We start from the raw sequence: 25,173 nt of genomic DNA on the forward strand, positions 1-25,173 counted from the left end.
AAAGCCCGATAGGATGGCCCGTGCTGACTCCAGGCGCTCTAGATTGCAGGTTTCAACGTCCTGGAAGATAAGCCGACCTAAAAATAATAAATGGGAGAAAGGTCTATGAGTGAGCCTGTCATGGGTTGGGTAGTTTGCCGCCCACGCGCCGCACGCAGGGTTGCGTTGCTGGCCACAGCGCTCTCGCTGCTTGCCGGTGCGGTGTTGTCTACGCCCGTACTGGCCGCCAGCGATACCTCCGCCGCCGCGGTATTTGCGATTCAATCCCCCAAGGCCGCCAAAGGCTTGATGATCGATGTGGTTCACGCCGGCAAGCGGCTGGTGGCGGTCGGTGATCGTGGGCATATCCTGTATTCCGATGACCAGGGCAACACCTGGACCCAAGCCAAAGTTCCCACCCGGCAACTGCTCACGGCGGTGTTTTTCGTCGATGACCAACAGGGCTGGGCTGTCGGCCATGATGCGCAAATTCTTGCCAGTTCCGATGGCGGCGCCACGTGGACCCAGCAATATGAAGACCTCAAGCGTGAAGCGCCGTTGCTCGATGTGTGGTTCAACGATGCCAAGCACGGACTGGCCGTCGGCGCCTACGGTGCGTTGATTGAAACCACCGACGGCGGCACCACCTGGGCCGACGTCAGTGACCGCCTCGATAACGAAGACCAGTTTCACCTCAACGCTATCGCCCGGATCAAGGACGCCGGCCTGTTTATCGTCGGCGAACAGGGCAGCATGTTCCGCTCCAGCGACGATGGCCAAACCTGGGAGAAACTCGAAGGCCCCTACGAGGGCTCGTTGTTTGGCGTGATCAGTACGGCGCAGCCGCAGACCCTGCTGGCTTATGGCTTGCGCGGCAATCTCTACCGCTCCACGGATTTCGGCAGCACCTGGGAACAGGTCGAACTCAATGCCACACGCGGTGCGCTTGAGTTCGGCCTGTCTGGCGCCACCTTGCTTGATGATGGCGCCATCGTCGTCGTCGGCAACGGTGGCAGCGTGGTGGTCAGCCATGACGACGGCCAGACGTTCAGCGTGTTCAATCGCCCGGACCGGATTTCACTCTCGGCAGTCACAGCCGCAGGCAATGGCAACTTGATTCTGGTGGGGCAGGGTGGCGTTCGTGTCGCCACGCCAGCCGGCGCCGAACTCGTAAAACAATAAGAAGGGCGGGGAACGCATGAGCAGTCATCACAACGATAAAGCGACCTTTCTTGAGCGCCTGATTTTTAACAATCGCCCGGCGGTGATCGTCATCTGCCTGCTGGTGAGTATTTTCCTGTTCTGGCAGGCGACGTTGATTCGCCCGTCTACCAGCTTTGAAAAGATGATCCCCCTCAAGCACCCCTTCATCGAAAAGATGATGGAGCACCGCAACGACCTGGCCAACCTGGGCAACACCGTGCGCATTTCGGTGGAGGCGAAGGATGGGGATATTTTCACCAAGGACTATATGGAGACTCTGCGTCAGATCAATGACGAGGTGTTCTACATCTCCGGCGTCGATCGTTCGGGCCTCAAGTCGCTGTGGAGCCCCAGCGTGCGCTGGACCGAAGTGACCGAAGAAGGCTTTGCCGGCGGTGAAGTGATCCCGCAGAGCTACAACGGCTCGCCGCAAAGCCTCGACCAACTGCGCAACAACGTGCTCAAGTCCGGCCAGGTCGGGCGTTTGGTGGCTAACGATTTCAAATCGAGCATTGTCGATATCCCGTTGCTGGAGTCCTACCCGGACCCGCAGGACCAGGGCAAGCTACTGGCCCTGGACTACCAGAAGTTTTCCCACGAGCTTGAGGACAAGATCCGCAACAAGTTCGAGGCGCAAAACCCTAATGTAAAAATCCACATTGTCGGCTTTGCCAAGAAAGTCGGAGACCTGATCGACGGCCTGATCATGGTGGTGCTGTTCTTTGGCGTGGCCTTTGGCATCACCTTGGTCCTGTTGTTGTGGTTCACCAACTGCCTGCGCAGCACCATCGCGGTGTTGAGCACCACATTGGTGGCGGTGGTATGGCAGTTGGGCCTGATGCATGCCGCCGGTTTCGGGCTGGATCCCTACTCGATGCTGGTACCGTTCCTGATCTTCGCCATCGGTATTTCCCACGGCGTACAGAAGATCAACGGCATCGCCCTGCAGTCCGGTGAGGCCGACAACGCCCTGACGGCTGCGCGCCGCACGTTCCGGCAACTGTTCCTGCCGGGGATGATCGCGATTCTCGCGGATGCGGTTGGCTTTATTACCCTGCTGATCATTGATATCGGCGTGATCCGTGAACTGGCCATCGGCGCATCGATCGGCGTGGCGGTGATCGTGTTCACCAACCTGATCCTATTGCCGGTAGCGATTTCCTATGTAGGGATAAGCAAACGCGCCATCGCCAAGAGCAAGAAAGACGCGAACCGCGAACATGCGTTCTGGCGCCTGCTGTCCAAATTCGCCAGCCCGAAAGTTGCGCCGGTCTCGATTTTCCTGGCCTTGATCGCCTTTGGTGGCGGCCTGTGGTACAGCCAGAACCTGAAGATCGGCGATCTCGACCAAGGCGCACCGGAACTGCGCCCGGACTCGCGCTACAACAAAGATAACAACTTCATCATCAGCAACTACTCCACCAGCTCCGACGTGCTGGTAGTGATGGTCAAGACCCGTGCCGAAGGCTGCTCGCGCTATGAAGCCATGGCGCCCATCGACCAGTTGATGTGGAAGATGCAGAACACCGAGGGTGTGCAGTCGGCGATCTCGTTGGTGACCGTATCCAAACAAATGATCAAAGGCATGAACGAGGGCAACCTGAAATGGGAAACCCTGTCGCGTAACCCCGATGTGCTGAACAACTCCATCGCCCGTGCCGATGGCCTGTACAACAACAACTGTTCCCTGGCGCCGGTGCTGGTGTTCCTCAACGATCACAAGGCCGAAACCCTCGACCGTGCGGTGCACGCTGTGCAGGACTTCGCCAAGGAAAACAACAAGGACGGCCTGGAGTTCATCCTCGCTGCTGGTAACGCAGGGATCGAAGCCGCCACCAACGAAGTGATCAAGGAGTCGGAACTGATCATCCTGATCCTGGTGTACCTGTGTGTGGCGACCATGTGCATGATCACCTTCCGGTCCTGGGCGGCGACTTTGTGCATTGTGCTGCCGCTGGTGCTGACCTCGGTGCTGGGTAACGCGCTGATGGCGTTCATGGGTATTGGCGTCAAGGTTGCGACCTTGCCGGTGGTGGCCCTGGGCGTGGGGATTGGCGTGGACTACGGTATCTACATCTACAGCCGTCTGGAAAGTTTCCTGCGTGCAGGTTTGCCGCTGCAAGAGGCGTACTACCAGACGTTGAAGTCCACCGGTAAAGCTGTGCTGTTCACCGGTCTGTGCCTGGCCATTGGTGTGTGTACCTGGATCTTTTCGGCCATCAAGTTCCAGGCCGACATGGGCTTGATGCTGACCTTCATGTTGTTGTGGAACATGTTCGGCGCGTTGTGGCTACTACCCGCACTCGCGCGGTTCCTGATCAAGCCTGAGAAACTGGCGGGGCAGAAGGGCAATTCGTTGTTTGCGCATTAAGCCAATGCAAAAAGCCGCACTGTGCGGCTTTTTGCAGAGCGTCAGTTGATCAGCCTCACAGCTCCAGAAAGAGCTTCTGGTCCAGCGGGGCTGTAATACTGGCTTTGGTTATTTTCTCCACGACGCCATTGTTTCCTGCTTCTCTAATCAAGTCCTTTTGGGTCTTGTAGCGTTGGGATGGGATTTTCAGATGCGCAGCGTTGTGGTCGGCTCGCTTCCAGCCTTTCTGCGGATAGTGGAAGTGGGCATACCACAACGGTTCGACTTCGCCTTTTTTGCGAACTTGGTACTCGGTGAGAAAGTCGTTTGGCTTTAATTGGAAGTCCCGCTTTACCAGGTTGATATCGACAAAGCGATGGGTCCACAAGAAGTCGACATTTTCCGCTGTCGGCGGCTGAACCAGAAAGCCGTCTGCGGCGTGTTGACGGGCCTTTTGCAGCAGCTCATCTGCGGCGGCCCTCCATTGTGCAACTAAGTCGGCGGTTTCCGGTCTGGCTCTATGGCTGGCTTCGGCTTGATCCGCTGTCTCCCTGAGTTTATTGGCCAGCGGTTCTAGCATATCGTTCCAATCCTTGGGGGTAACAGTATCGCGCCGCGCCGGATCGTTAAGTTTGCGTTTCTGGAAAAGAATTGACTGCTCCTCTTTCGCCGCGTCACTCATCAGCTTTTGTGCCTCGCTCTTATAGTTCGCCAGGGACCTCGGGGGGGAGGCAAGGCGGGGAGGTGTGGGCTGCCCACGGATGATCTTCACCCACCCACGATCATTCGCGTGTTCGCTGTAACTCGCCACGGGTTGGCCGCTTTGTGGGTCTATCACATCGACAATGTCAAAGGTCTGGCCCGGTTCCGGAGCGCGCAGGGTGCCGATCAAGGTCTCATTGTCTTCAGTCTTGAATACGCGTTGATTACTCGGTTTGGCCCGTTGGTCGCTGCGTGGGGGCGCTTTTGGAATTAGAAACTGCTCTTCTTCGACGACCTGGACCAACTCGGCTTCCGCTTCGGCGATGAGCTTATTGAGTACCTCGGTGAAACGCTGGTGGTATTGCGCCCGAAAGAGCTCTGGGTGCTCCTCCTGCATAAGGAGGCTGTCGCTCAATACCTGTTTGTATTTAGTGATAATGGTAGTCAGCGCGGCATTGCGTTCGCTCAAGGTGTAGCCGGTGTATTGGTGCAGATCATTAAAAGCGACTATTTCGGTTTTCAGGGATTCTGCCAGGAAACGCTTCATCTGCAGGTGGTCAGTTGCCCCTGCGCTGCGGGCAGACCATGTCGTGGTTAGTAATTTGAGGAACGACATCCTATTCAGTTTTGATGTCAGTATTCTGGCGGCGGGAGGGGAGGTGTAACGCTCTTTGATGTACTCCTCGGCTTTTTTATTACCGAAGGGGGAGTCGTTCTTCCACTGATCAAATGTGTCACTGACCGCCTGCTTCGACGCCAATAGGTTTTCAGTAGCGTGATAGGCCATTTCGGACACTTCCATCAATTCATCGTAAGCGATCTCGGAGTCGTTATTGGACTGCCGTATCAACTCCTCCAGCGAGGCGCCGTTCACTCCAACGTGGCGGGCGTCGTTGGCCAGCTTCGTGTAAACGTCATCTATTTCAGTCAGGGCGTGCAGGACTTTTTCGTACACCTCTGAGCGGTCCTCTTTGAATTTGGACAGGTCGTCGACCCCGCCGAATTTTTTGGGTGCAATGATTTCAATGGCTTTTTCGCCAGCCACCTTTAGGGTTTGTGTCAGCGGCTTGAGCGCCTGAAGTTGCTGGTCCAGGTTGCTCTTGAGCCGCTCGGAGGCCTCGTACTGTTCTAGATAGGGCGCAAGAAATCGCTGTGCCGAACCCTCACTCCTGGATAGGTTGCGAAGCGTCTTGAGTTTTTTTCGAGCGGTCTCGTAGTCGGAGAGGCTGGTTTGGATTTCTTTGAGTGCGCTTGTATGGGCTTCTACCACTTTGGTCAATTCCCGCGTGCTGCGCTGAAAGTTCGCCTTTGCTTGCTTCTGCGCTAGCAGGTTTTTTTTGACCATATCCTGCGGGCTCTCGTTTTTTGGCATGCCTCCCTTGAGCTTGGGTGCCACGTCAAAATGCCAACGACCCTGGGCATCGCGTTGTATTGGCGGTGCCGTACGTGCCTTGTTCTGTTCATCAATAACGTACGGGCCATCCAGGTCGGTCGCTACGCGATACCAGTGATTGTCGATGTTGGCATACAGCTTATCGTTCACTTGGTACAGACCTTTTTTGATGCCTTCGGCGATGGGCAATCCAGGGGCGGTCGGAGCCGTTACTTTGAACGAGTCTATGTGTGCAAGCAGGCTTGGCGTCAATCCACGCGGGCTGGATAAGCGGATATCGATGGCCATACCGTTGTCGCCAAAATTGCCGGAGGAGGGAGGTGTCGGGTCCTGACGGATCACAGCCTGGCGAACTATCGGCTGATTGCTGTCGCGAGGGCGCGGACCGCGGCTGTCGGAATGGGCGTCCTGCTCGAAGTGTTCAAAGGACTGCGCTGGTTTGCCAGGTTCGCCGGTCGGAGCATGGGTCAGCGTCATGCCCAAATTGATCAGCAGGTCGATCACCGCCGAAGTCGGGTCCGGGTCGCTTGGTGTGGAGAGCCGCTTGATGTCCTCTTCGCTGTTGGCCAATTGCAGTAACCAGCCCGCCATAGCCCCCGGCCCGCGCAATACCGGCAGCAACGTGTTGAACAGCAGCCAACCGAGTTCCTTGTGCGAGGCCCAGCGGCTTTCAGCGTCGGAGGTGGATTGGCCTTCCGCCAGGGTGACGAGGCTGTTGGCGTTGGATCGGAACCAATGCGTGAACAGACCACCGTTGAGCTGGTCCTGGCGTAGCGTGGTGGCCTCAGCATAGCCGTCGACGGCGAGGGTGGTGGGCTTGGGCGTGGTGGGTGGGTCGAACTCATTGAATACGGTGAAGCGTGCAATATTGGGGGTGCGAAAACCGCCATTGCCATACACCGCTCTGACCTTGTCATCCTTCAACCAGGCCAGCACGCTGTCTTGCAACGCACCCGGCTGGCGGATGGCTTCCAGCAGCGCGTCGCGGCTTGCAAACTCCAGCAACGCGGGCTTCAGTTGCGCACGATAGAGAATATGTGGGCCGCTGGTGCCGGCCACTGGTTCGATGATGAACATGTTGTCGACAACGTCTGGCGTTGCCCCTGGTTTGCGCACAAATGCCAGGGGGCGCACGGTAATCTCCTGTCCGTCCACCTGTTTGCTGCCCGCACCGGGCTGGGTGAGTGCTTCAATAAAGCGGTAACCCTGGGCGCTCATGCTGGCTTCGCCCTTGAGCTTGAGCTCCAGCGCCTGCATGGCGAGCTGGATCGGTACCTGCTCGACAAAACGCGCTGCCCGGTCCCGGGATTGCTGGGTCTCGCTGAGCAGTTCGCGATTGAGCAGTTGTGGGTAGTGGCGACCGATATCCACGCTGCTGATCAGGTTCTTGAGCATCTGCGGCATTTGCGGATCGCTGACCGGTTGCCCACGCAGATGGACTTCCATCTCGCCCTTGGGCAAGCCGGCGAGATTGTTCAGAGCCATATCCACCAGGCTCATCTTCACCCGCTCGATGTAGCCGCTGCCCAGATTACCCACGGCGACCTTGAACACCACCTCCACATCCTTTGCCGTGTAGCCCTTACCGGACAATTGCTCGTCCAGTTGCTGCTGGGCGTAGGTGCGGATATCGGGAATGCCGTCGAGAAACGTCCGGCCGTTGTTACGTTGTACGCTGCTGGCCAGTGCCAACGAGTGACGCCGGTAAGTGTCACGATCTGCTTCGCTGGCGTTTTTGAGCCAGCCTGGCAAATTATCGCGCAGCCGCCCAAGCTCGGCCGCATTTGCAGCATAGGCTCCGGTGAACCAGGGGCTCGGGTCGCTTGCACGGAAGAAGGCCTGCTCCAGTTGATCAGGCGTGCCCGACGTTGGGAGCTCAATGGATGCGACGTTTTCCACCATGGCATTGAGGATGAGCGCCGCTTGTGTATCAAAAATGTTTGTATCGATTTCCTGGCGCTTCCAATTCAGGCTGTCGAAAACAAACACTTTCTCCAGGTTTCTCCCCCAGGCTTCGCCGAATGCTTGCAATGATTCATACGGTGTGACGACTCCAGCGGGGGTTGTATGCAGCACTTGCGTACGGCCGTCGACTTCTCGTGTGATCAACAGATCCGGGCTCAGTTGAGCTGAATTGCTGGCGCCATGGCTTACGGTGGTGTCGAGGATAAATACCTTGGCCGCTGCGTTGCCTTTTGCGGCTTGGCGGTGCACTTGATCCGGGTAGGTGGCGAGCTGATCGAGAGTCTCGCGTTGCGTGTCGGTGAGCCCGGGTTGTTTCAATGCGGCGGTTCGCAGGGTGTCCCTGAGTGTGTCGCTCAGCCATAGCCAACGGTTTGTCTCAAGGTTGGGGATGTCCTGGGTGTTATAGGCGTTGCCGTTGAAGTGGCGAACCAGCGCTTGTTCGAAACCGCTTTTGAGAGTGGTTCGCAGGCTGCGGATGATCAATTCGATGGCTTGCATATCGATGCCCGGCACCAGCGCTCCCGCCAAGGGCCCCGGTTTGAGCATATGGCCCGTGGCTTGATCAATCAGCGTGCAGGCCAGTGAGTGTTTATCGGTAAAGTCCAGCTCGCCGTCGCGGGTCAGGTGCTTGAGTGCTACGTCCAGCAAAGGGGTCAAGCAGTACTGGGGGGGATTGTTGGAAATGGGTTCGGCCAACGCTGTGTATCGAGGGTCAAACGCCAGGGTGGGATACAGGTTTTTGATGGCGTCGCTGAGCAGGTTCGACACCACTGAGCGCAACGTGGGCCGGCCAGCGAACTGGTGTGCAACCGTATTGGCTGTGATGTCGGCAGCGGGCTGCGGCGTTGAGACCGTAGCGGCCGGCGTTGGGCTTAGCGGCACAAAGCTCAAGCCGGATCTGAGCGATGACGACCCCGGCGATGTTTCGTAATGGACGCTGGTATCGCGCCGGGATCTGCGCAGTGATTGATCGTGGTCCGTTTGGAGCGACGCCTCGGAGTGGCTGCCAGGGGGTATTTCGAGCACTTTCCCCGACTTGTGGGTAACGGGGGGAGCGGTACGGGGCTCAAGGTGTAGTCGGAAAGTCGTGAAGGGTGGTTTCCATGGATCATCGTGTAGCTTCCTTGTCGTTGAGATCTTGCTCGGCGTAGCGATTTGACCCTGAACGCCTAAAGCGAACAGGCGAGCGAAAATTAACGACCGGTGCTTAACCGTCAAATGAACAATGAGTAATCAGCTGTTTCCGGCAACGCTGTATCAGCGGCAAAAGCTGATAATGCGCAGGCCGACGTAGGGGGAGTAATTATGGCGGCATGTGAACGCCCCCGATGGTTGAACGCAGCGTTTAGGCCGATGCAACAATTTGGCCTATCATGAGGTCTTTCCTCTGAACGACTGATGTGATGACTGCCGAATCTGCCACCCTGCCGGACACCCTTGAAACCAGCGACATGCTTGAAATCGATGGCTTGCACGCCTTTGACTTCGAACTCGATAACGAGAAGTTGCTGATCACCGCCATGGACGGCCGTGCAGAAAAACGCTGGGCGTTCAGCCTGGCCCAGGTGCAGACGGCCACGTTCGACGGCACCCTGCAAAGCTGGACCCTTACCGGTGAATCGGGCGAGCACCGCTTGATCTGCATGAGCGCCTTCACCGGCAACAATAACGATGAGGATGTAGCCGATGATGATGCGTAAATTCTGGCCCTTGCTGATGGCGGGCAGTGTCGGTGCCATGTCGGTGCAGGCTGCACCGGCTGACACCTATGAGCTGCTGGTGGGCAGCTATACCGCCGGCACCAGCGAAGGTATCTACCGCCTGCAATTCGACAGCCGCACCGGGCAGTTCAGCGGCAAGCCGGTGCTGGCTGCCAAGACGGCCAACCCGTCGTGGTTGACGGTTTCCAAGGACCAGAAGTACCTGTTTGTGGTCAACGAGAACGGTCCAGGCCAGAAAGACCCGGTGGGTCGTGTCAGCAGTTACAGAATCGACCCGCAAAATCATCAGCTCACCCTGATCAACCAGGTGCAGAGCCTGGGCAACGAGCCGACCCATTCCAGCGTCGCCGCCGATGGGCGTCACCTGTTTGTTGCCAACTATTCGGTACTCGAAGACCCGGGCGGCAGCCTGGCGGTGCTGCCGGTAGGCGCCGAGGGCAAGCTGTCGGCCCCGGTGCAGTTGAGCGGGCATCCGGCCAGCCGGGTAAATCCTGAGCGCCAGGCGTCCAATCACGTGCATTCCGTGGTGTCGTCACTGGATGGCAAGTACGTATATGTGCAGGACCTGGGCGCGGACAAAGTGTTTGTCTACCAGTACGATCCCAAGGCCAATCACGAATTGCCGCTGACGCCGGCCAACCCGGCCTCGGTGCAACTGCCACCCGGCAGCGGCCCACGTCATTTGCTGTTCAGCGCCGACGGCAAACACGCCTGGCTGACCACCGAAATGAGCGCTCAGGTCGCGGTGTTCGATTACAGCGATGGCAAGCTGACGCAAACCCAGCTGCTGGACTATGCCGCTGGCCAACCGGTGTCCGACAAAGCCGGCGCGGCGCTGCATGCGTCAAGCGACGGCAAGTTCCTCTACGTGAGCAACCGCGGTACGGCCAATCAGTTGCTGGTGTTCAGCATCGACCCGGCCACCGCGCACCTCAAGGAAATCCAGCGTCGCTCTGTCGAAGGTGATCACCCTCGTGAGTTCAGCCTCGACCCGAGCGGCAAGTTCCTGCTGATCGCCAACCAGAAAAGCAATGAAATCGTGGTGGTTGAACGCGACCCCAAGACCGGTTTGTTGGGTAAAACCGTGCAGCAATTGCCGATCGATGCCCCCAGCGACCTCAAGTTCCTGGTGCGTCAATAAGCCACAGGCCCCGCAGTGCGGGGCCTGAGCCTTTGTATTAATTCGGTTGATAGCGGCTACTGTTTCAAAGCATTTCTAAGGTCCAACCCTCGGGCGTAAGTTTGGTTCCAAGGCCTCCACCGGCCACTCAACCAAACGAACACAAGGGTTACCGCCATGAACTTGAATCTCTTCTCCATCATCGCCGCTTCCGCTGTTTCCGCCACCGTGGCATTGCCTGCCAACGCCAGTGTGGAAGTCACTGACAAGAAATCCAGTGTCACGGCCTACACCCAGAAATACCTGCAACAGAGTGCCAATTTCTATGCAGCGCTGGATCACAAGACTCAGCACTGAGCTTCAGACAATAGAGGCCTGATGTGGGAGGGGGCTTGCCCCCGATGAGCATGGGTATCTACACAACTTTTGTAGCCACCGCCGAGCGTAACCACGATGCGAAGCGAGCCGCTCTTGATCTTGATCTTGATCTTGATCTTGATCTTGATCTGCTTTTGATCTTAAGCGCCCCGTCAAACCACGCTGGCGGATTACGGGCACACCGAGCCTAGGCGAGGTGCCGAGTGGTGGGGCAAGAGCGTTTTGCTTACTTTTGCGCTTTTCAAAAGTGAGCCGCTGTAAGAGCGGAACCAATAGTAGCCGTTGCCTAAATAACGGATATGTACTCGGTTTGATCCGGCATCCTGGTCGGCCCTGAGGCCGCCATCGGGAGCAAGCCCCCTCCCACAGGTACAGCGCCATACCAGAAGTTGTGTAGATACCTATGCCCCGATGAGGGAGTATCAGTAAGCACACCTGTGACTGACCCACCACTATCGGGAGCAAGCTCCTCCCACATTTAGTCGAGTAAAACTCAGGTTTTTGCCATCACCGCAATAAACAGCGGTGATTCCAGAAACCGTTGAAGCCACGCCTGCAACCGGTAGTACGGCGTCCCCGCAAACCACTCGCGATCTACATGGGCAAACTGGCGCACGAACGGCACAACGGCCGCATCTGCCAGGCTCAGGTGATCGGCAAGCAAATACTCCCGCTCTGTCAGCAAACCCTCCAGCTTGCGCAAAAACACCTCGCCCTCGGCCCGATAATGTTCCATCGGTTGCTCCGGGTAGCGTTCGGCGTACTTGTATCGATTCAAGTGATGTTTGAACACCTGATCGTTCTCGCTAATCAGCGCCAATACCGCAGGCTCACCCTGCAACAACCAATCCTCGGGATCGTGCTGTGCCAGCGCCCACTGCATGATCTCCAGGCTTTCTTCGATCACTCGGCCTTCGACGCTCAACACCGGCACCGTGCCCTTGGGCGACAGCGCCAGCATCTCGGTCGGCTTGGCTTTCAGGCTCACTTCGATAATGTCCACCGGCACGCCTGAATAGCGCAGCGCCAATCGCGCCCGCATTGCATAAGGGCAGCGCCGGAACGAATACAGCAGCGCCTGGCTCACTTGACCTCCAGGGTGCTCAGGCCATTGCCCTGGCGCTTGACCTGGATTTGCACCGGGATACGCTCGTGCATTTCCTGAACGTGAGAGATCACCGCCACCTTGCGGCCCTGAGCCTGCAAACCATCCAAAGCGTCCATGGCCAATTGCAGGGACTCGGGGTCGAGGCTGCCGAAACCTTCATCGATAAACAGCGACTCGATCTTCAAGGTGCTTGAGGCCATGGACGCCAGGCCCAAGGCCAGCGCCAATGACACCAGGAAGGTTTCGCCACCGGACAGTGAGTGTACCGAGCGCAATTCGTCACCCATCTCCGTGTCCATCACCAACAGCCCGAGCATACTGCCGCCGCGTTTAAGCCGGTAGCGGCGCACCAGTTGGCGCAACTGCACGTTGGCATGGTGCACCAGCAAATCGAGGTTGTAGGCCTGGGCGATCTTGCGGAAGGTGTCGCCGGTGGCCGAACCGATCAACGCATTCAGGCGCGCCCAGCGCTGCCATTCTTCATAGGCCTTGGTGATCTGTTCGGCCAGGGCCTGGTTGGCGTCCTGGCGGCGTTGATCTTCGGCTTGGCGGGCGCGCAGTTCGGCGCAATGCTTCTCGCCTTCGGCCAGCCGCTGATTGAGCGCCGCCAGGGTGTGGTCCAGTTGATCGGCGTCGAGATTGCCGTTGTGCAAGGCCTGGTGTTCGGCCAAGCGCTGTTCGCGCTCTTGCAGCAGCACCTTGGCTTGCTCGACAGTTTTTTCGCTGCTGTTCAGGTCCTGGCGTAGCTGCGCGATCTGAGCCTCATCGAAGGCTAATAAACGTGACAGGCCCTGGTTATCCAGATCGGGGTGCAGCGTGCGCCATTCATTGATGCGTGTTTCAAGCGCTTGTTGTTCCGCTTGCAGCGCGTGCTGGCGGTCCTGCTGGGCCTTAAGGTCAGCAGCCAGTTGGACCAGGGCCGTGTGCACGGTGTGCAGCTCGTGGTTGGCGTCGGTCTCGCTTTGGCGTGACTGCGCGACGGTCTGCTCCAGTTGCTGCTGCCAGTGTTCGGCGCTGGCGTGGTCGCCCAGCAAGGCGCTGAGTTTTTCTTGAACAGCTTGTTGCTGTGAGGCCACTTCGGTGACTTGCAGCGTGAGCGCGTCGAGCTGCTGCTGGCGATGTTGCTGGTGGGTCTGCTGTTTCTCGATGGCCTGCTGGCGCTCCTGCTGCTCGGCCAGTTCATCGCGCTGATGGCCCAACTGCTCAAGGCGTTGACTGACCTGCTGGTCGAGCTGCATGAAGGTCGCCGCAGGCGCACTGCGCAAACCCTCCAGGGTTTGGGTGGGCAACAGGGTGGCGAAGGTGGCGAGTTCTGCGTCGAGGCGTTCGCGGTCCTTGGCCAATTCCCGTTGCTGGTCCACCAGCAACTGCCGGGTTTGCTGGCTGGCCTCCTGAGCGGCTTGCAACTGCTGCTGAAGGCGCCCGGCGTTTTGTTGCAGGTTGAGCAGGGCGTCCTGGCGTTGTTCGTCCTGAGTGAGGCTCTGGGTCAGTTGGGCCAGTTGCTGAGCCAGCCAGCCGCTGCGTTTGGCCGCGTCCTGATTGAACAACGAGGCGTACAGCGGATGGGCCTCCAGGCTCTGTGCCAGGCCTTGCTGTTGTATCGCCAGCTGTTCCTGTTGGCGCAGGAACTCCTTCTGTTCGGCGATCAGTCCACCGACTTCACCGCGCAGTTCATTGAGTTTTTCCTTGAGGTCGTCGACCGCCTTTTGCGCCGTGGCTTCTTCGTTCTCGTCATGGCGACCCAGGCTCTGCAACAGGGCTTCGGGCTGGTGATACGGATGCTCGTGGCTGCCGCACACCGGGCAGGGCTGGTCATCCTGCAATTGCGCGCGCAACTCTTCGACGCTGGCGCTGCGGGCCAGGCGCTGACGTTCCAGCAGTTGCTTGGTCACCGTCAGGGTTTGCTCAGCCACGCTGAGTTCGGCCTTGGTTTGCAAACCGCTCTGGTTCAGTCGCTCGCGGCGTTGCGCGGCATCGGCGAGTTGTTGTGTCAGCGCGCCTGTCTGTTGATCCAGTTGCTGCTGGCTGTCCCACAAGCGGGCCAGGTCTTCGAAAGCACGCTGTTGCTTGCGATTATCCTGCAGCAGGCTGGCCAGCAACTGAATTTGCTCGGCCACCGCGTGGGGTTCGGCACCGGCTTCCTGATAGAGCAGGTCGAGCGCTTCGCGCTGTTGGGTGAACTGATCGGCGGCGGCGCTGGCACGCTGTTCGAGTTGCGGCAGTTCGGCCTCGCCCTTGTTGAGGCGATTGCCGATCACCATCAGCTGTTGCAGACGGTCGCGGTAGGCGTTCCAGGCTTCGCTCAGCGGGGCAAGGGCGGTGCTGTGCTCAAGCTCGGCAGCCAGGCGGTGCAGGCGCTCGGCGACTTGGGTTTGCGTGTCTTGCAAACCCTTGAGCAGGGCGTGGCCTTCGTTGCAGGCGCTTTGCTGTTGTTGTTTTTCTTCGCTGCGCTTGGCCAGTTCCCGGGTCAAGTGGGCGAGGGTGTTCTGTTCTTCAACGGCCTGGCGCAGCAGGGGAGCCGCCTCGGCCTGGTTTTTCAGGGCGTCGGCCAGCGCCGCTTGGGCGGCCACTTGCTGTTGTTGCGCCTGGTCCTGGCGGGTATGCAGGGCGACTTGCTGCTCCAGCTGTTGCTGAATCTGTGCCGCGAGTGGCGTCAGCAGGGTGCCGAGTTCAGCCTGGCGCAGGAAGTGATGACGTTGCGGTGCCAATTGCTCCAGGCGATTGAGGTCCTGGCGTTGCGGGCCTTGGCTGTCCCACTGCTGCTGGGCCTGCTGCAGTTGTTCGACGGCGCTGAGCTGGCGCTCTTGCCACTCACGCAACTCTTTAAGCCAGGTGTGCTGCAACTCCAACTGCTTGAGCTGGGCCTGCTGAGTCTTGAGTTGTTGCTGGGCCTCGGCCAACTGTTGATCGAGTTCGGCGCGAGCTTCAGGTGCCAGGGGTACTACGCCGGTGGCCTGGTCTTGCAGCTGTTTGTGAGCATCCCTGGCCTCCTTGGCCTTGTCGAACGCACGTCGACCCAGTTGGGTGTACAGCGCGGTGTCGGTGAGCTTTTCCAGCAGTTCGCTGCGCTCATTGTCATTGGCCTTGAGGAAGGCGCTGAACTCGCTTTGCGCCAGCAACACCGCACGGGTGAACTGCTCGAAGTTCAGGCCCAGGGCCAGCTCAAGCTGAGTCTTGTATTCGGTTTTCTGGCTGGCCAGCAGTTGCTCGCTGTCCAGGTCGATCAAGCTTTGCCGGCTGTTCTGCAACTTGCCGCTGGCCTTGTCGCGGGCGCGGTTGGCTTCCCAGCGCGCGCGGTAGCGACGGCCACTGACGCCGACGAAATCCACTTCGGCATAACCGCCGCCGGTGCCGCGCCGAATCAGCGTGCGCGGATCGCCAATGGAAATATCGGTGTCGGCGTCCGGCATCTTGGCCTGGCCGGTATCGCCCAGGCGCGGCACCGCGCCGAACAATGCCAGGCACAATGCGTCAAGCAGCGTGCTTTTACCCGCGCCGGTCGGCCCGGTGATAGCGAACAGGCCCGCACTGGCCAGGGGCTCGGCGGTGAAGTCGATCTCGAACGGGCCGGCCAGGGAGGCGAGGTTTTTCAGGCGGATAGCGAGGATCTTCATGGCTGTTCGTCCTCCTGTTGCACTTCCTGGAGCAGCACGGCGAAACCCTTCAGGGTTTGTTCATCCACTTCGCTGCCATAGCTGTCCTGCCAGGCACGGCTGAACAATTCCTGGGGCGTGAGCTGGTCGAGTTCGATCAAGCGCTCATCGTCGCTTTCGCTGTTGCCGCGCTGGCCGGCGTATTCGGCGGCGATGCGCACCAGGCGCACGGCTTTGCCTTGCAGGGCAGTTTCGATCTGCTGGCGCAGGTCTGGCTGTGGTTCGTCGAGGCGTACCCGCACTTCCAGCCAAGGGTGACGTTGGGTTTCGGCCAGCAGGTCGATGTCCGGCAGGTCGCGCAGCTGCTTGAGAATGTCCGCCAGCGGTGCGGCTTCCAGACGTTGCAGGTTGACTGAACGGGGGATCAGCAGCGGTTCGACGCCCACCAGCCGTTCACCCTGGAACGTCACGTCGAGCACCTGATGCTTGTAGCCAATCTCGGAAAACGACAGCGGAATCGGCGAGCCGCTGTAGCGAATGCGCTCTTCGCCATTGACCTGTTGCGGCTTGTGCAAGTGGCCGAGGGCAACATAGCCGACGGTTTTGTCGAACAGGCTGGCCGGCAGTGCCTCGGCATTGCCGATGATCAGGCTGCGCTCGGAGTCTTCCGATACCGACCCCCCGGCCATGTGCGCATGACTGATGGCTATCAGTGCCTGGCCTTTTTTGCGTTTGGCATTGGCGGCGGCGATCAGCCATTCATGCACCTGGCCGATACCCCGCAAGTAGTCGTCTCCCAGATGCGCACCGGTAACTTCCGCCGGGCGCAGGAATGGCAGCGCCAGGCACCAGGCGGCAATCTTGCCTTTGGCATCCGGCAAGGGGATCAGCAGGCGTTCTGCGTCCAACTGGCCATCGTCGAGCCACAACACCCGGCCCAGGGCATGAGTGCGCAGGCGGCGCATCAATGGCGCGGGCAGCTCGATACGCGAGCCGGAGTCATGGTTGCCGGCGATCATCACAATCGTCAGCGTCGGGTTTTGCTCGTGGGCGCTGATGATGAAGTCATACAGGCGTTCCTGGGCCTTGAGCGGCGGGTTGACCGTGTCGAAGATATCGCCAGCGATCAACAGCGCATCCGGGCGCTGGGCCTTCAGTTGGCCCAGCAGCCACTCAAGGAAACAGGCATGTTCGAAGTCGCGTTCCTGGCCGTGGAGGTTTTGGCCCAGGTGCCAGTCGGAGGTGTGAAACAGACGCAAGGCGAACTCCGTGGAGAAGATGAAAAGGAGGGGAGTTTACCTGTAAACACGCACACAGTGCCTGCAAGTGGCCCAGACCCGATATAGCAGAGGACTTGCCCCGATGACGGTGAATCAGATATGGATTAATTGGCTGATCCACCGTTATCGGGAGCAAGCCCCCTCCCACAGGGGTTATGGGTGTTGACGGGGTTGGGGGGGGGCAGGCAGGCCATTGCGCGGGCCATGTCGCGTTGGGCGCCAGCCGTGGGGAACGGTTGGGCAGGGGAGGACCACACACTCACGTGGACGCCTTAATTAACCTTCGGAATCAGAGACTCACCATGACAGTTTCAATAAATGCATCCCCTATTAGTCCTTTTCACGTGATGCCTCAGCAGGTGAACCCTGAAAAAACCTCACCCTCGTCCAGCCATCGGCAAGCGCGAAGCGCTGAGGCCCAAGCCGGCGCCCCTCACGCGCGTCCTTTTGGTGGAGTGACCGACCGGCAACTGATAGGGCTGGTCCGCGACCACTTTCGCGAGTTCGCCGCCGGGGCGACAGACAGCTACGTAAACTTCAATGAATTGAAAGAAGCGGCCGGTCTGATAGCCAGCGACAGGTCATTTTCTCCAGAGGCACACCACACGGCACTGGAGTTGTTGTCACGCCCCGAACTGCTGCGCAAGCTGGATATCGGCATCAGCTTCTTTGGTGGCCCCGGCAAGGAAGATGGCCGGTTCGATATGGATAACCTGAACTATCTGTACAAATTCCCCCATCGTGAATGGAAGGTGCCGCGCCGTAATCACTAACATCCAGATGGATGTCGAACAGGCGACACCGCGCAACTGTGGGAGGGGGCTTGCTCCCGATAGCGGTGGGTCAGTTAAAGATGTATCAACTGAAACTCTGCCATCGGGAGCAAGCCCCCTCCCACATGAGTTTGCGGTATTACTTGGGATACAACGGCGGCAAGCTGGTGGTGTCGGTCGCCGGGTCCTGCTCGCGTTCGGCCACGGGGATGGCCTTGATCGCACGCCACAGGTCTTCACCCAGCCAGTACTGGCCGCTTTCGCTGTACAGCGCGCCGTTCAAGCCATCCAGGGCATCTGACAATGGCACAAACCGCGCCGCCATGTCGGCCAGGGTTTCCGGCTGTTGACGCGCCCAGGCATCGAGGGCCTGGCGGGTGGCTTGCGGATCGTTGGCCTGGGTGGCGCGCTTGAGGTCGTCGAGCAGGGTGCGCGGGCTCGGGCCGGTTTGCGCGGCGCGCTGTACGGCCGGCTGCCGACGGGCGCGCCACCACAGGCCGAAGCCCAGCAACGTGGTGCATGCCAGGATCAGTGTGCTCAGTTGCCACAGCCACAGGCGCTCATCGTCGGGTGCAGTGATGATGGTCGGCGTGGCGGGTGCGTCCACCACCAGGCTGGGATTGACCGCCACTTGCACAGTGCGCGCCGGCAGGCTGGTGCGTTCCAGGTGATCTTCGTGGGTGTTCCACCACACCACTTCCACCGGCGGCAGTTCCAGCTCGCCGGCGCGGGTTGGCACCAGGGCTTCGCGGTCTTCACGGCTGCCGATCAGGCCGCGGTCGCTGGTCTGGTTGCCCAGTACCGGTTGGTCCGGGTAGCGGCGCAGGCCGTTGACGTCGGCGCTGGGCAGCGCCGGCAACTGTGCGCTGGATAAGCCCTCGGCCTGCACGGTGAGGCTGCGAGTCAGAGAGTCGCCGACCTGCACGTGGTCCGGCGTAGGGTTCCAGCCTTCGCTCAGGGTCAGGCTGCGCGCCGGCAGCCAGGGAGCGTCGGCGGGGTAGAGGTCCGGCTTGGGTTTGATCGTCAACGGCAGGGCCGCAGAGCTGACGTGGATCATCTTGCCCGGCTTGGTGCCCTGCAGTGTGTTTTCCTGGGGTGGGCGCGATTCGACCAGGGTAGCGCTGAAGGTCTGCGCCGGAATCACCACCGTGCCGCTGTGCTGCGGGTAGACAGCGTAGCGGGTCTCGATCACGCCATGGCGGATGCTGTTGATGACCTTCTCATAGGTACGCGACTCGCCCAGTTGTTCGACACGTGCATCGGGAATCTGCAAGGGCGTGAGGCTGCTGTCGTCATACAGCGATACCGAGTGGTACACGCGTACGGTCAACAGCGCTTGGGCCTGGACGTACACGGCGGTCTGGTCGAGGTTGGCCTCGATAAATACTGGGGCCAGCTCGGTGCTGGTGTTCTGGCTGGCGGTTTCGACCACTTGCAGGGTGATCGGCTGGGTCTTGAGTGCGCCCACTTGCAACGGCGGGATGATCACGTTGCCGTTTTCCTTGGGCAGCAGGGTGATGATCCAGCGGGTGGTGGCGTGGTTATCGCCGCCCAGGGTGGTGAGCTGGTTGATCTGGCGGGTGCCGCTGACTTCAAACTGTGCGTCCAGGGGCGACAGGTCCGGCTTGCCGAATTGGGTTACATCGCTGGACTCCACCGTCAGCTCCACCGTTTCCCCGGAGTTGAGGCGGTTACGGTCAACGCTGGCAACCAGGTTCGCCGCCTGGGCGTGGCCTGCCGACAACGCGAGCAGAAGCAAAAGGGTGGTGCGGCGGCTCATCGAGTCGTGTCCTGATGTTGTTGCTGTTCGTACCAGAATTTGCGCCGCAGCAGCTCACCGGGATTGTCCGGGATCTCTTGCAGCCATTGCTCCAGCGCCTGGCGGCGCTCACCTTCAAGGCGGGTGTCGACAGGGCGCAGGGGCGGCGTGGTGGTGTGCTCGTCGCCCAGTTCGCTGCCCGGCACTTCATTGTGGCCTGGCTGTGGGGCGCCGCCGGCCTGAGTTTCACCGCTGCTGGCTTCGCCCTGGCCCTGGGGCGATTGTTCGCCGCTCTGGCCCGTTTGCCCGCTGGCCCCCGGTTGCGCAGTTTGGCCGGGTTGGGGGCTTTCGTCATCTTCGTTTTTTGCAGGCTGGGTCGGCTCGGGCTCGGCTTGCTCTTGCATCAGGGTTTCAACCAGGGCCTTGTTTTTCAGCGCCGGTTGCAGATCGGGCTGGGCTTCCAGGGCTTGCTCGTAGGCGTCGATAGCGGCTTCAAGTTCACCGGCTTTGGCCAGGGCATTGCCTCGATTGTAGTGGGAATAGGCGTCGTTGCCCTGGGCAAAACGTTTGATCGCCTCGGCGTAATTGCCGGCTTCGTACAGGGCTACACCTTGCCATTGCGGGTCTTGAAAGTGTTCGGCGGCTTCGGCTGGGCGCTTGTGCTTGAGCAGGTATTGACCTTGCTGGTCGGGGCGCAGCCACAGGTCCTGAAGGCCAAAGGCGTAACTGGGTTGTGGCGCGCCCAGCAACAGCAACGGCAGGCAGAACAGCCAGCCGCGACGCCCGGCGCAGGCGGCCAGCAGTAACAGCGGCAGCAGCAGCCAGTAACCCTGATCGGCCCAGGTGTCCAGGTGCAGCACTTGGCCGTCGTTGCGCAGGGCTTGTACGCTGTCGAGCATACCCAGTTGGCGCAGGTCCTTGTCATCCAGGCGCGCTGCACGGTAGCGGCCACCCATTTCACTGGCGAAGGCCTTGAGCGTCGGGCTGTCGAGGCGTGGCACCAGGATCGCGCCCTGGTCGTCCTTGAGGAACTCGCCGCTTTCCTGGGTCACCGGTGTGCCTTCACGGCTGCCGATGCCGAGGATCGACAAGGGCGGTGCCTGGGCGCTTTGCAGTTGCAGGCGGATGCCCTGGCGCTCCTGTTTCGACAGCGAGGAGCCGATCAGCAGCAGGCGCCCCTGGCCGAGCCCGCCTTGCTTGAGCAGGCCGAGGGCTTTTTCCACGGCCAGATCGGCGCGATGGCCGGGCTCGGGCATGATCGAAGGGCGCAGGGCCTCCAGCAGATTGCGGCTGGTGGCCAGGTCGTCCGACAGCGGCACCAGCGTATGGGCGCTGCCCGCATACACGACGATGGCGGTTTGCGCATCGGTGCGTGCTTGCAGCAGGTCATACAGCTTGCGCCGCGCCTGCTCCAGGCGGTTGGGCGGGCTGTCGGTGGCAAGCATTTCCGGGGTCAGTTCCAGCAGTACCACCAGCGGGTCAGCGGGTTTCTGACTGGGCTGTTCAACCCGTTGCCAACTGGGCCCCAGCAACGCCAGCACGGCCAACAGCCAGGCGATGCCCAGCAGCACCCACGGCGATTTGCTCTCGCGGCCGTTGCCGCCACTGAGCAGTACGGCATGGAAGGCCGGTGGCAGGATCATCTGCCAGCGGCCGGCGCGCTTTTGTCGGTGCCACAACTGCCACAGCAACCAGCCGAGCAGCGGCAGCAGCAACAGCCACCAGGGCCGGAACCAGTGCGGCCACAGGGCGATCATCGACGTCTCCGCAAACGCAAGCGCTTGAGGCGCTGGCGCCATTCAGGGTGTTGTTGCAGGAAGATCCCTTTGCTCGACAGCTTGTTGAACCCGCGTTGCAAGGCGTTGTTGGGCCAGCGTTCCTGGATCACCAGCAACAGGCTCAAGATCAGCGCCAGCGCCAGCGGGCCGCTGTACAACGCCTGGGCCGGTCGCGCTTGGGTGGGTTGTTGTTCGACGGGCTCCAGGGTGTCGAGGGTCTCCTTGATTTGCTGCAGTTCCTCGCCGTCATGGGCGCGGAAATATTGACCGCCGGTGGCCTCGGCCATCGCCTTGAGTGCCGGCTCGTCGAGGTCCAGGCTCGGATTTACGCCGAGAATGCCCAGGGAACCGGTTTGCTCCGGGTCGGCGCCAATGCCGATCGGGTAAATCTTCACGCCTTCTTCGGCCGCCAGTCGCGCTGCCGTCAACGGGTCGATCTGCCCGGCGTTATTGGCGCCGTCGGTGATCAGGATCAGCACACGGCTTTGCGCCGGGCGTTGGCGCAGGCGTTTCAAGGCCAGGCCAATGGCATCGCCGATGGCGGTGTTCTTGCCGGCAATGCCGATACGCGCTTCGTCCAGCCAGGTACGTACGGTGCGCCGATCAAAGGTCAGCGGTGCCTGCAGGTAGGCTTGAGTACCAAACAGGATCAAGCCCACGCGGTCACCTTCGCGTTCTTCAAGAAAGTCCCCGAGCAGGTGTTTGACCAGGGCCAGGCGACTCACGTCCTCACCCTGCCAGTGCATGTCGGGGAAATCCATGGAGCCTGACACGTCGACCGCCACCAGCAAGTCCCGGCCACTGGCGGCAATTGGCAAAGGCTCGCCCAGCCATTGCGGGCGTGCGGCGGCAGTCAACAGCAGCAGCCACAGCACCACGAAGGGGGCCTGCTGGCGCCAGCCTGGCAGGTTGGCGCGGGCGCGACGGCGGGCCAAGCCTTCGAGGTCGCTCAGGTAGCTGACTTTCAATGCCGGTTCGCCGCTGTCGGCCACGGGCAGGATCAGGCGCATCAACCAGGGCAATGGCAACAGGGTAAAGATCCACGGCCAGGCGAACTCAAACATGTTTGCGGATCCAGGTGTCGACAGCTTGAGTCAGGCCGGCGATGGCTTTGTCGTCGAGTTTGCATTCGGGCTTGTAGGCGCCTTCCACCAGTACCATCCAGCGCGTCAGGCCGGCGGCGGGGCAGCGGTTGTCGAGGAAGGCCAGCCATTTGCGGCCGTTGAGGGTATGGCTCTGGCTATACGGGTAGTCGTTACGGCACAGGCGCTTGAGCAGGCCGTTGAGTTGTTGCAGCCAGGCACCTGCGGGCGCGCCGTCGTAGGGCTTGGGCATCAAGGCCAGTTCGGCGAGGGCGGCGATGCGCAGCGGGTCCAGCGGTTGTTCGGCGCGGGCCACGGGGCGGCGGGTTGGCAGGAAGCGGCGCAACCACCACAGGCCCCAGCCGAGCAGCGGGATCACCAGCAGCAACAGCCACCAGCCGGGCGCAGGCGGCCAGAAGCCGATGGCCGGCGGGGCGATCAGCGGTTGCAGTTGGTCCAGGCTGCTCATTGTTTTTTAACCGGGCGTTGCGGGTTGAGGTACTCGCGCAGTTGCTCGACCATTTCACTCTGTGTGCTCAACGGCATCAACAATACCCGCAGCTTTTGCGCGAGCCGTTCCCAGCGGGCGATACGCGCTTCGGCCTGGGCTTTGTAGGCCTGGCGCAAATCAATGTTCAGGGTGTCCAGTTCCAGCTGTGCGCCGCGTTCTGCAAAGCGCAGTAACCCGGCGGCGGGCAGGGCGTGATCAAGGGGGTCGGAAATGGGCAGCAGCAACAGGTCGCAATGTCGCGACAGCAGGCTCAGCTGTTGCTCGGCGCTGTCAGTCAGCGCCCGTTCATCGCAGATCACAATCCCCAGGCTGCCCGGTCGCAACACTTCACGGCCACGGCGCAAGGCCATGCCCAGGGCATCAGCTTCGGGGCGGCTTTCGGTGTTCAGGCTCTGGTTGACCCGCACCAGGCGGTTAAGCAGCTGCAACAGGCTTTGTTTGCTGCGTCGAGGCTTGATTTCGTAGTGCTCGCTGTCGCCGAACACCAGTCCGCCGACCCGATCGTTATGCCCCAGGGCCGCCCAGCCGATCAGGCTGGCCGCTTGTGCGGCGAGCACCGACTTGAACATCTGCCCCGAGCCGAAGAACAGACGGCAGCTTTGCTCCACCATGATAAAGATCGGCCGTTCGCGTTCTTCGTGGAACAACTTGGTGTGCGGTTCCTGGGTGCGCGCTGTCACGCGCCAGTCGATGGTGCGCACGTCGTCGCCCGCCTGGTACACCCGCACCTGATCGAAGTCCACACCGCGCCCGCGCAGCTTGGAGTGGTGCAGGCCGATCAACGGGCTGCGCTGGCCGGGCGTGGAGAACAGCTGCACTTCGCGCACGTGGTGACGCATCTCAATCAGTTCACTGAGGGTTACGCGTATACCATCGCTGGCGTTCATCGGCTTCAAGCGACGGCAACAACGTCAAGAATGCGTTGCACCACGCGGTCCTGGTCGATCCCGGCAGCTTCGGCTTCGAACGACAGGATGATGCGGTGACGCAGCACGTCGAACAGCACCGCCTGGATATCCTCGGGGCTCACGAAGTCGCGACCGGCCAGCCAGGCGTGGGCGCGGGCGCAACGGTCCAGGGCGATGGAGCCTCGGGGGCTGGCGCCATAGGCGATCCACTCGGCCATTTCCGGGTCGAACTTGGAAGGCGTACGCGTGGCCATGACCAGTTGCACCAGGTATTCCTCTACCGCATCGGCCATGTACAGGCCAAGGATTTCCTTGCGGGCGGCAAAGATCGCCTGTTGGCTGACGCGCCGCTCGGGCTTGGTTTCGCCATTGAGCGCTTCGCCGCGGGCCTGCTGAAGGATGCGCCGTTCGACGGCGGCGTCCGGGAAACCGATCTTCACGTGCATGAGGAAGCGGTCGAGCTGGGCTTCGGGCAGAGGGTAGGTGCCTTCCTGCTCGATGGGGTTCTGCGTGGCCATCACCAAAAACAGCGGCGATAGCTCGTAAGTGCTACGGCCCACGCTGACCTGGCGCTCGGCCATCGCTTCAAGCAAGGCCGACTGGACCTTGGCCGGGGCGCGGTTGATTTCGTCGGCGAGCACCAGGTTGTGGAATATCGGCCCCTGCTGGAACACGAAACTGCCGGTTTCCGGGCGATAGATCTCGGTGCCGGTGATGTCGGCGGGCAGCAGGTCGGGGGTGAACTGGATACGATGGAACTGCGCTTCGATGCCTTCGGCCAGCTCCTTGATCGCCTTGGTCTTGGCCAGCCCCGGTGCGCCTTCGACCAGCATATGGCCGTCGGCGAGCAGGGCGATCAGCAGGCGATCGATGAGTTTTTCCTGGCCGAGAATCTGCGTAGAAAGAAAGGTTCGCAGCGCAAGCAGCGCTTCACGATGTTCCATCGATGACGGTTCCTGGAAAGATGAGCCTGATGGTGGAGCGCGAGCGCCAGGCTTGGGAGGCTTACTTTAATGCATCGAAGGGGGTGACGACTAACGACGTCACGGGTATTTTCAGAAAAACTTGTAGGCTTTTGGTGTGGGAACACGGTCAATGTGGGAGGGGGCTTGCCGCCGATGCCCGTGTGTCGGGCACCGATGTATTAACTGGCCCGCCGCTATCGGGGGCAAGCCCCTTCCCACATTTGAACCAGGGTGCAGCTCAAGTCCGGATGAAAGTGCCAGTGCCTGCGAGGATTTTCTGCAAGGTTTCCTCCACTTCAGCCAGGTCGGATGCGGCCGTGGCGTGGGTGATCTCCAGATGATCCACGCCACCCAATGCATCGGCATCACCGGCTGCAAGTTCGATCAGCAACGTCGTGGCACTCAAGGTGATCTTCAGCCCATCCAGCGTCGACGGCTCGTAATCCCAGGTCAGTTCCACTTCCTCTTCATCCGGGTAACGGCTCAACATGAACATTTCGCCGTTCTTGCCGTGGCAGCAAAGCATGGCCATGTTGTCTTCTTCTTCGTCGCACGGGGTGGCCATCAGGGCGTCGGTTTTCAGCTGCAGCATGGGAAATCCTGTG

General features: G+C 60.5%; 17 protein-coding genes. 6 read left to right on the forward strand and 11 right to left on the reverse strand.

All coding sequences use genetic code 11. The features are described from left to right. Positions 1-120 precede the first annotated feature (120 nt). Both JH25_RS00905 and JH25_RS00900 read left to right on the forward strand, forming a co-directional pair. Positions 121-1,161 (forward strand): WD40/YVTN/BNR-like repeat-containing protein, encoded by a 1,041-nt coding sequence (locus JH25_RS00905; protein ID WP_103734985.1) that lies wholly within the window; start codon positions 121-123, stop codon positions 1,159-1,161. 16 nt (positions 1,162-1,177) lie between these two features. Then, positions 1,178-3,553: an efflux RND transporter permease subunit gene (locus JH25_RS00900; RefSeq protein WP_005787841.1), complete on the forward strand. Its 2,376-nt coding sequence runs from the start codon at positions 1,178-1,180 to the stop codon at positions 3,551-3,553. Positions 3,554-3,608: 55 nt separating this feature from the next. Here the strand turns inward: JH25_RS00900 and JH25_RS00895 are convergent, their stop codons facing one another. Further along, positions 3,609-8,474, reverse strand: a complete 4,866-nt coding sequence (locus JH25_RS00895) for a dermonecrotic toxin domain-containing protein (protein WP_236648097.1) — start codon at positions 8,472-8,474, stop codon at positions 3,609-3,611. Positions 8,475-8,995: 521 nt separating this feature from the next. Here JH25_RS00895 and JH25_RS00890 point away from each other — a divergent pair. The 3 genes from JH25_RS00890 to JH25_RS00880 all read left to right on the forward strand — a co-directional run bounded on the left by JH25_RS00890 (position 8,996) and on the right by JH25_RS00880 (position 10,790). Next, entirely contained in the window at positions 8,996-9,292 is a 297-nt protein-coding gene (locus JH25_RS00890; protein ID WP_032880822.1) for a DUF5629 family protein, read from the forward strand. Then, positions 9,279-10,454: a lactonase family protein gene (locus JH25_RS00885; protein WP_032880823.1), complete on the forward strand. Its 1,176-nt coding sequence runs from the start codon at positions 9,279-9,281 to the stop codon at positions 10,452-10,454. The genes JH25_RS00890 and JH25_RS00885 overlap by 14 nt, the downstream gene beginning before the upstream one ends. A 156-nt stretch (positions 10,455-10,610) precedes the next feature. Continuing rightward, entirely contained in the window at positions 10,611-10,790 is a 180-nt protein-coding gene (locus JH25_RS00880) for a hypothetical protein (RefSeq protein ID WP_032880824.1), read from the forward strand. A 514-nt stretch (positions 10,791-11,304) separates the two neighbouring features. Here the strand turns inward: JH25_RS00880 and JH25_RS00875 are convergent. Genes JH25_RS00875 through JH25_RS00865 form a run of 3 tightly spaced genes read right to left on the reverse strand, consistent with a single transcriptional unit; the run spans position 11,305 to position 16,771 of the window. After that, complete coding sequence (locus tag JH25_RS00875; protein ID WP_032880825.1) at positions 11,305-11,898, reverse strand: glutathione S-transferase; 594 nt, start codon at positions 11,896-11,898, stop codon at positions 11,305-11,307. After that, positions 11,895-15,533 carry an AAA family ATPase gene (locus tag JH25_RS00870; protein ID WP_032880826.1) on the reverse strand — a complete coding sequence of 1,213 codons (3,639 nt, stop codon included), beginning with the start codon at positions 15,531-15,533 and terminating at the stop codon, positions 11,895-11,897. Before JH25_RS00870 ends, JH25_RS00875 begins: the two co-directional genes overlap by 4 nt. Then, a complete protein-coding gene (locus tag JH25_RS00865) occupies positions 15,530-16,771 on the reverse strand; it encodes an exonuclease SbcCD subunit D C-terminal domain-containing protein (RefSeq protein ID WP_032880827.1) in 1,242 nt (413 codons plus the stop codon). The genes JH25_RS00870 and JH25_RS00865 overlap by 4 nt, the downstream gene beginning before the upstream one ends. A 323-nt stretch (positions 16,772-17,094) precedes the next feature. Between JH25_RS00865 and JH25_RS28910 the strand changes: the two genes are divergently transcribed. After that, the gene (locus JH25_RS28910) at positions 17,095-17,565 is read left to right on the forward strand and encodes a hypothetical protein (protein ID WP_177327417.1); all 471 of its coding nucleotides are present in this window, start codon (positions 17,095-17,097) and stop codon (positions 17,563-17,565) included. 139 nt (positions 17,566-17,704) lie between these two features. On the opposite strand, the gene JH25_RS00855 is transcribed toward JH25_RS28910, so the two are convergent. The 7 genes from JH25_RS00855 to JH25_RS00825 all read right to left on the reverse strand — a co-directional run bounded on the left by JH25_RS00855 (position 17,705) and on the right by JH25_RS00825 (position 25,160). Then, positions 17,705-19,345: a BatD family protein gene (locus tag JH25_RS00855; RefSeq protein ID WP_032880828.1), complete on the reverse strand. Its 1,641-nt coding sequence runs from the start codon at positions 19,343-19,345 to the stop codon at positions 17,705-17,707. Beyond that, positions 19,342-21,081: a tetratricopeptide repeat protein gene (locus tag JH25_RS00850; protein WP_032880829.1), complete on the reverse strand. Its 1,740-nt coding sequence runs from the start codon at positions 21,079-21,081 to the stop codon at positions 19,342-19,344. Before JH25_RS00850 ends, JH25_RS00855 begins: the two co-directional genes overlap by 4 nt. Beyond that, positions 21,078-22,166: a vWA domain-containing protein gene (locus JH25_RS00845; protein WP_032880830.1), complete on the reverse strand. Its 1,089-nt coding sequence runs from the start codon at positions 22,164-22,166 to the stop codon at positions 21,078-21,080. Before JH25_RS00845 ends, JH25_RS00850 begins: the two co-directional genes overlap by 4 nt. Next, a complete protein-coding gene (locus JH25_RS00840) occupies positions 22,159-22,653 on the reverse strand; it encodes a DUF4381 domain-containing protein (protein WP_017136650.1) in 495 nt (164 codons plus the stop codon). Before JH25_RS00840 ends, JH25_RS00845 begins: the two co-directional genes overlap by 8 nt. Beyond that, complete coding sequence (locus JH25_RS00835; protein ID WP_005787858.1) at positions 22,650-23,582, reverse strand: DUF58 domain-containing protein; 933 nt, start codon at positions 23,580-23,582, stop codon at positions 22,650-22,652. The genes JH25_RS00840 and JH25_RS00835 overlap by 4 nt, the downstream gene beginning before the upstream one ends. A 5-nt stretch (positions 23,583-23,587) precedes the next feature. Then, positions 23,588-24,547 (reverse strand): AAA family ATPase, encoded by a 960-nt coding sequence (locus JH25_RS00830; RefSeq protein WP_005787860.1) that lies wholly within the window; start codon positions 24,545-24,547, stop codon positions 23,588-23,590. 259 nt (positions 24,548-24,806) lie between these two features. Next, complete coding sequence (locus JH25_RS00825) at positions 24,807-25,160, reverse strand: hypothetical protein (protein ID WP_032880831.1); 354 nt, start codon at positions 25,158-25,160, stop codon at positions 24,807-24,809. Positions 25,161-25,173 lie beyond the last annotated feature (13 nt).

Origin of the sequence: Pseudomonas sp. BRG-100, assembly GCF_000737955.1 — a bacterium.
GTDB lineage: Bacteria > Pseudomonadota > Gammaproteobacteria > Pseudomonadales > Pseudomonadaceae > Aquipseudomonas > Aquipseudomonas synxantha_A.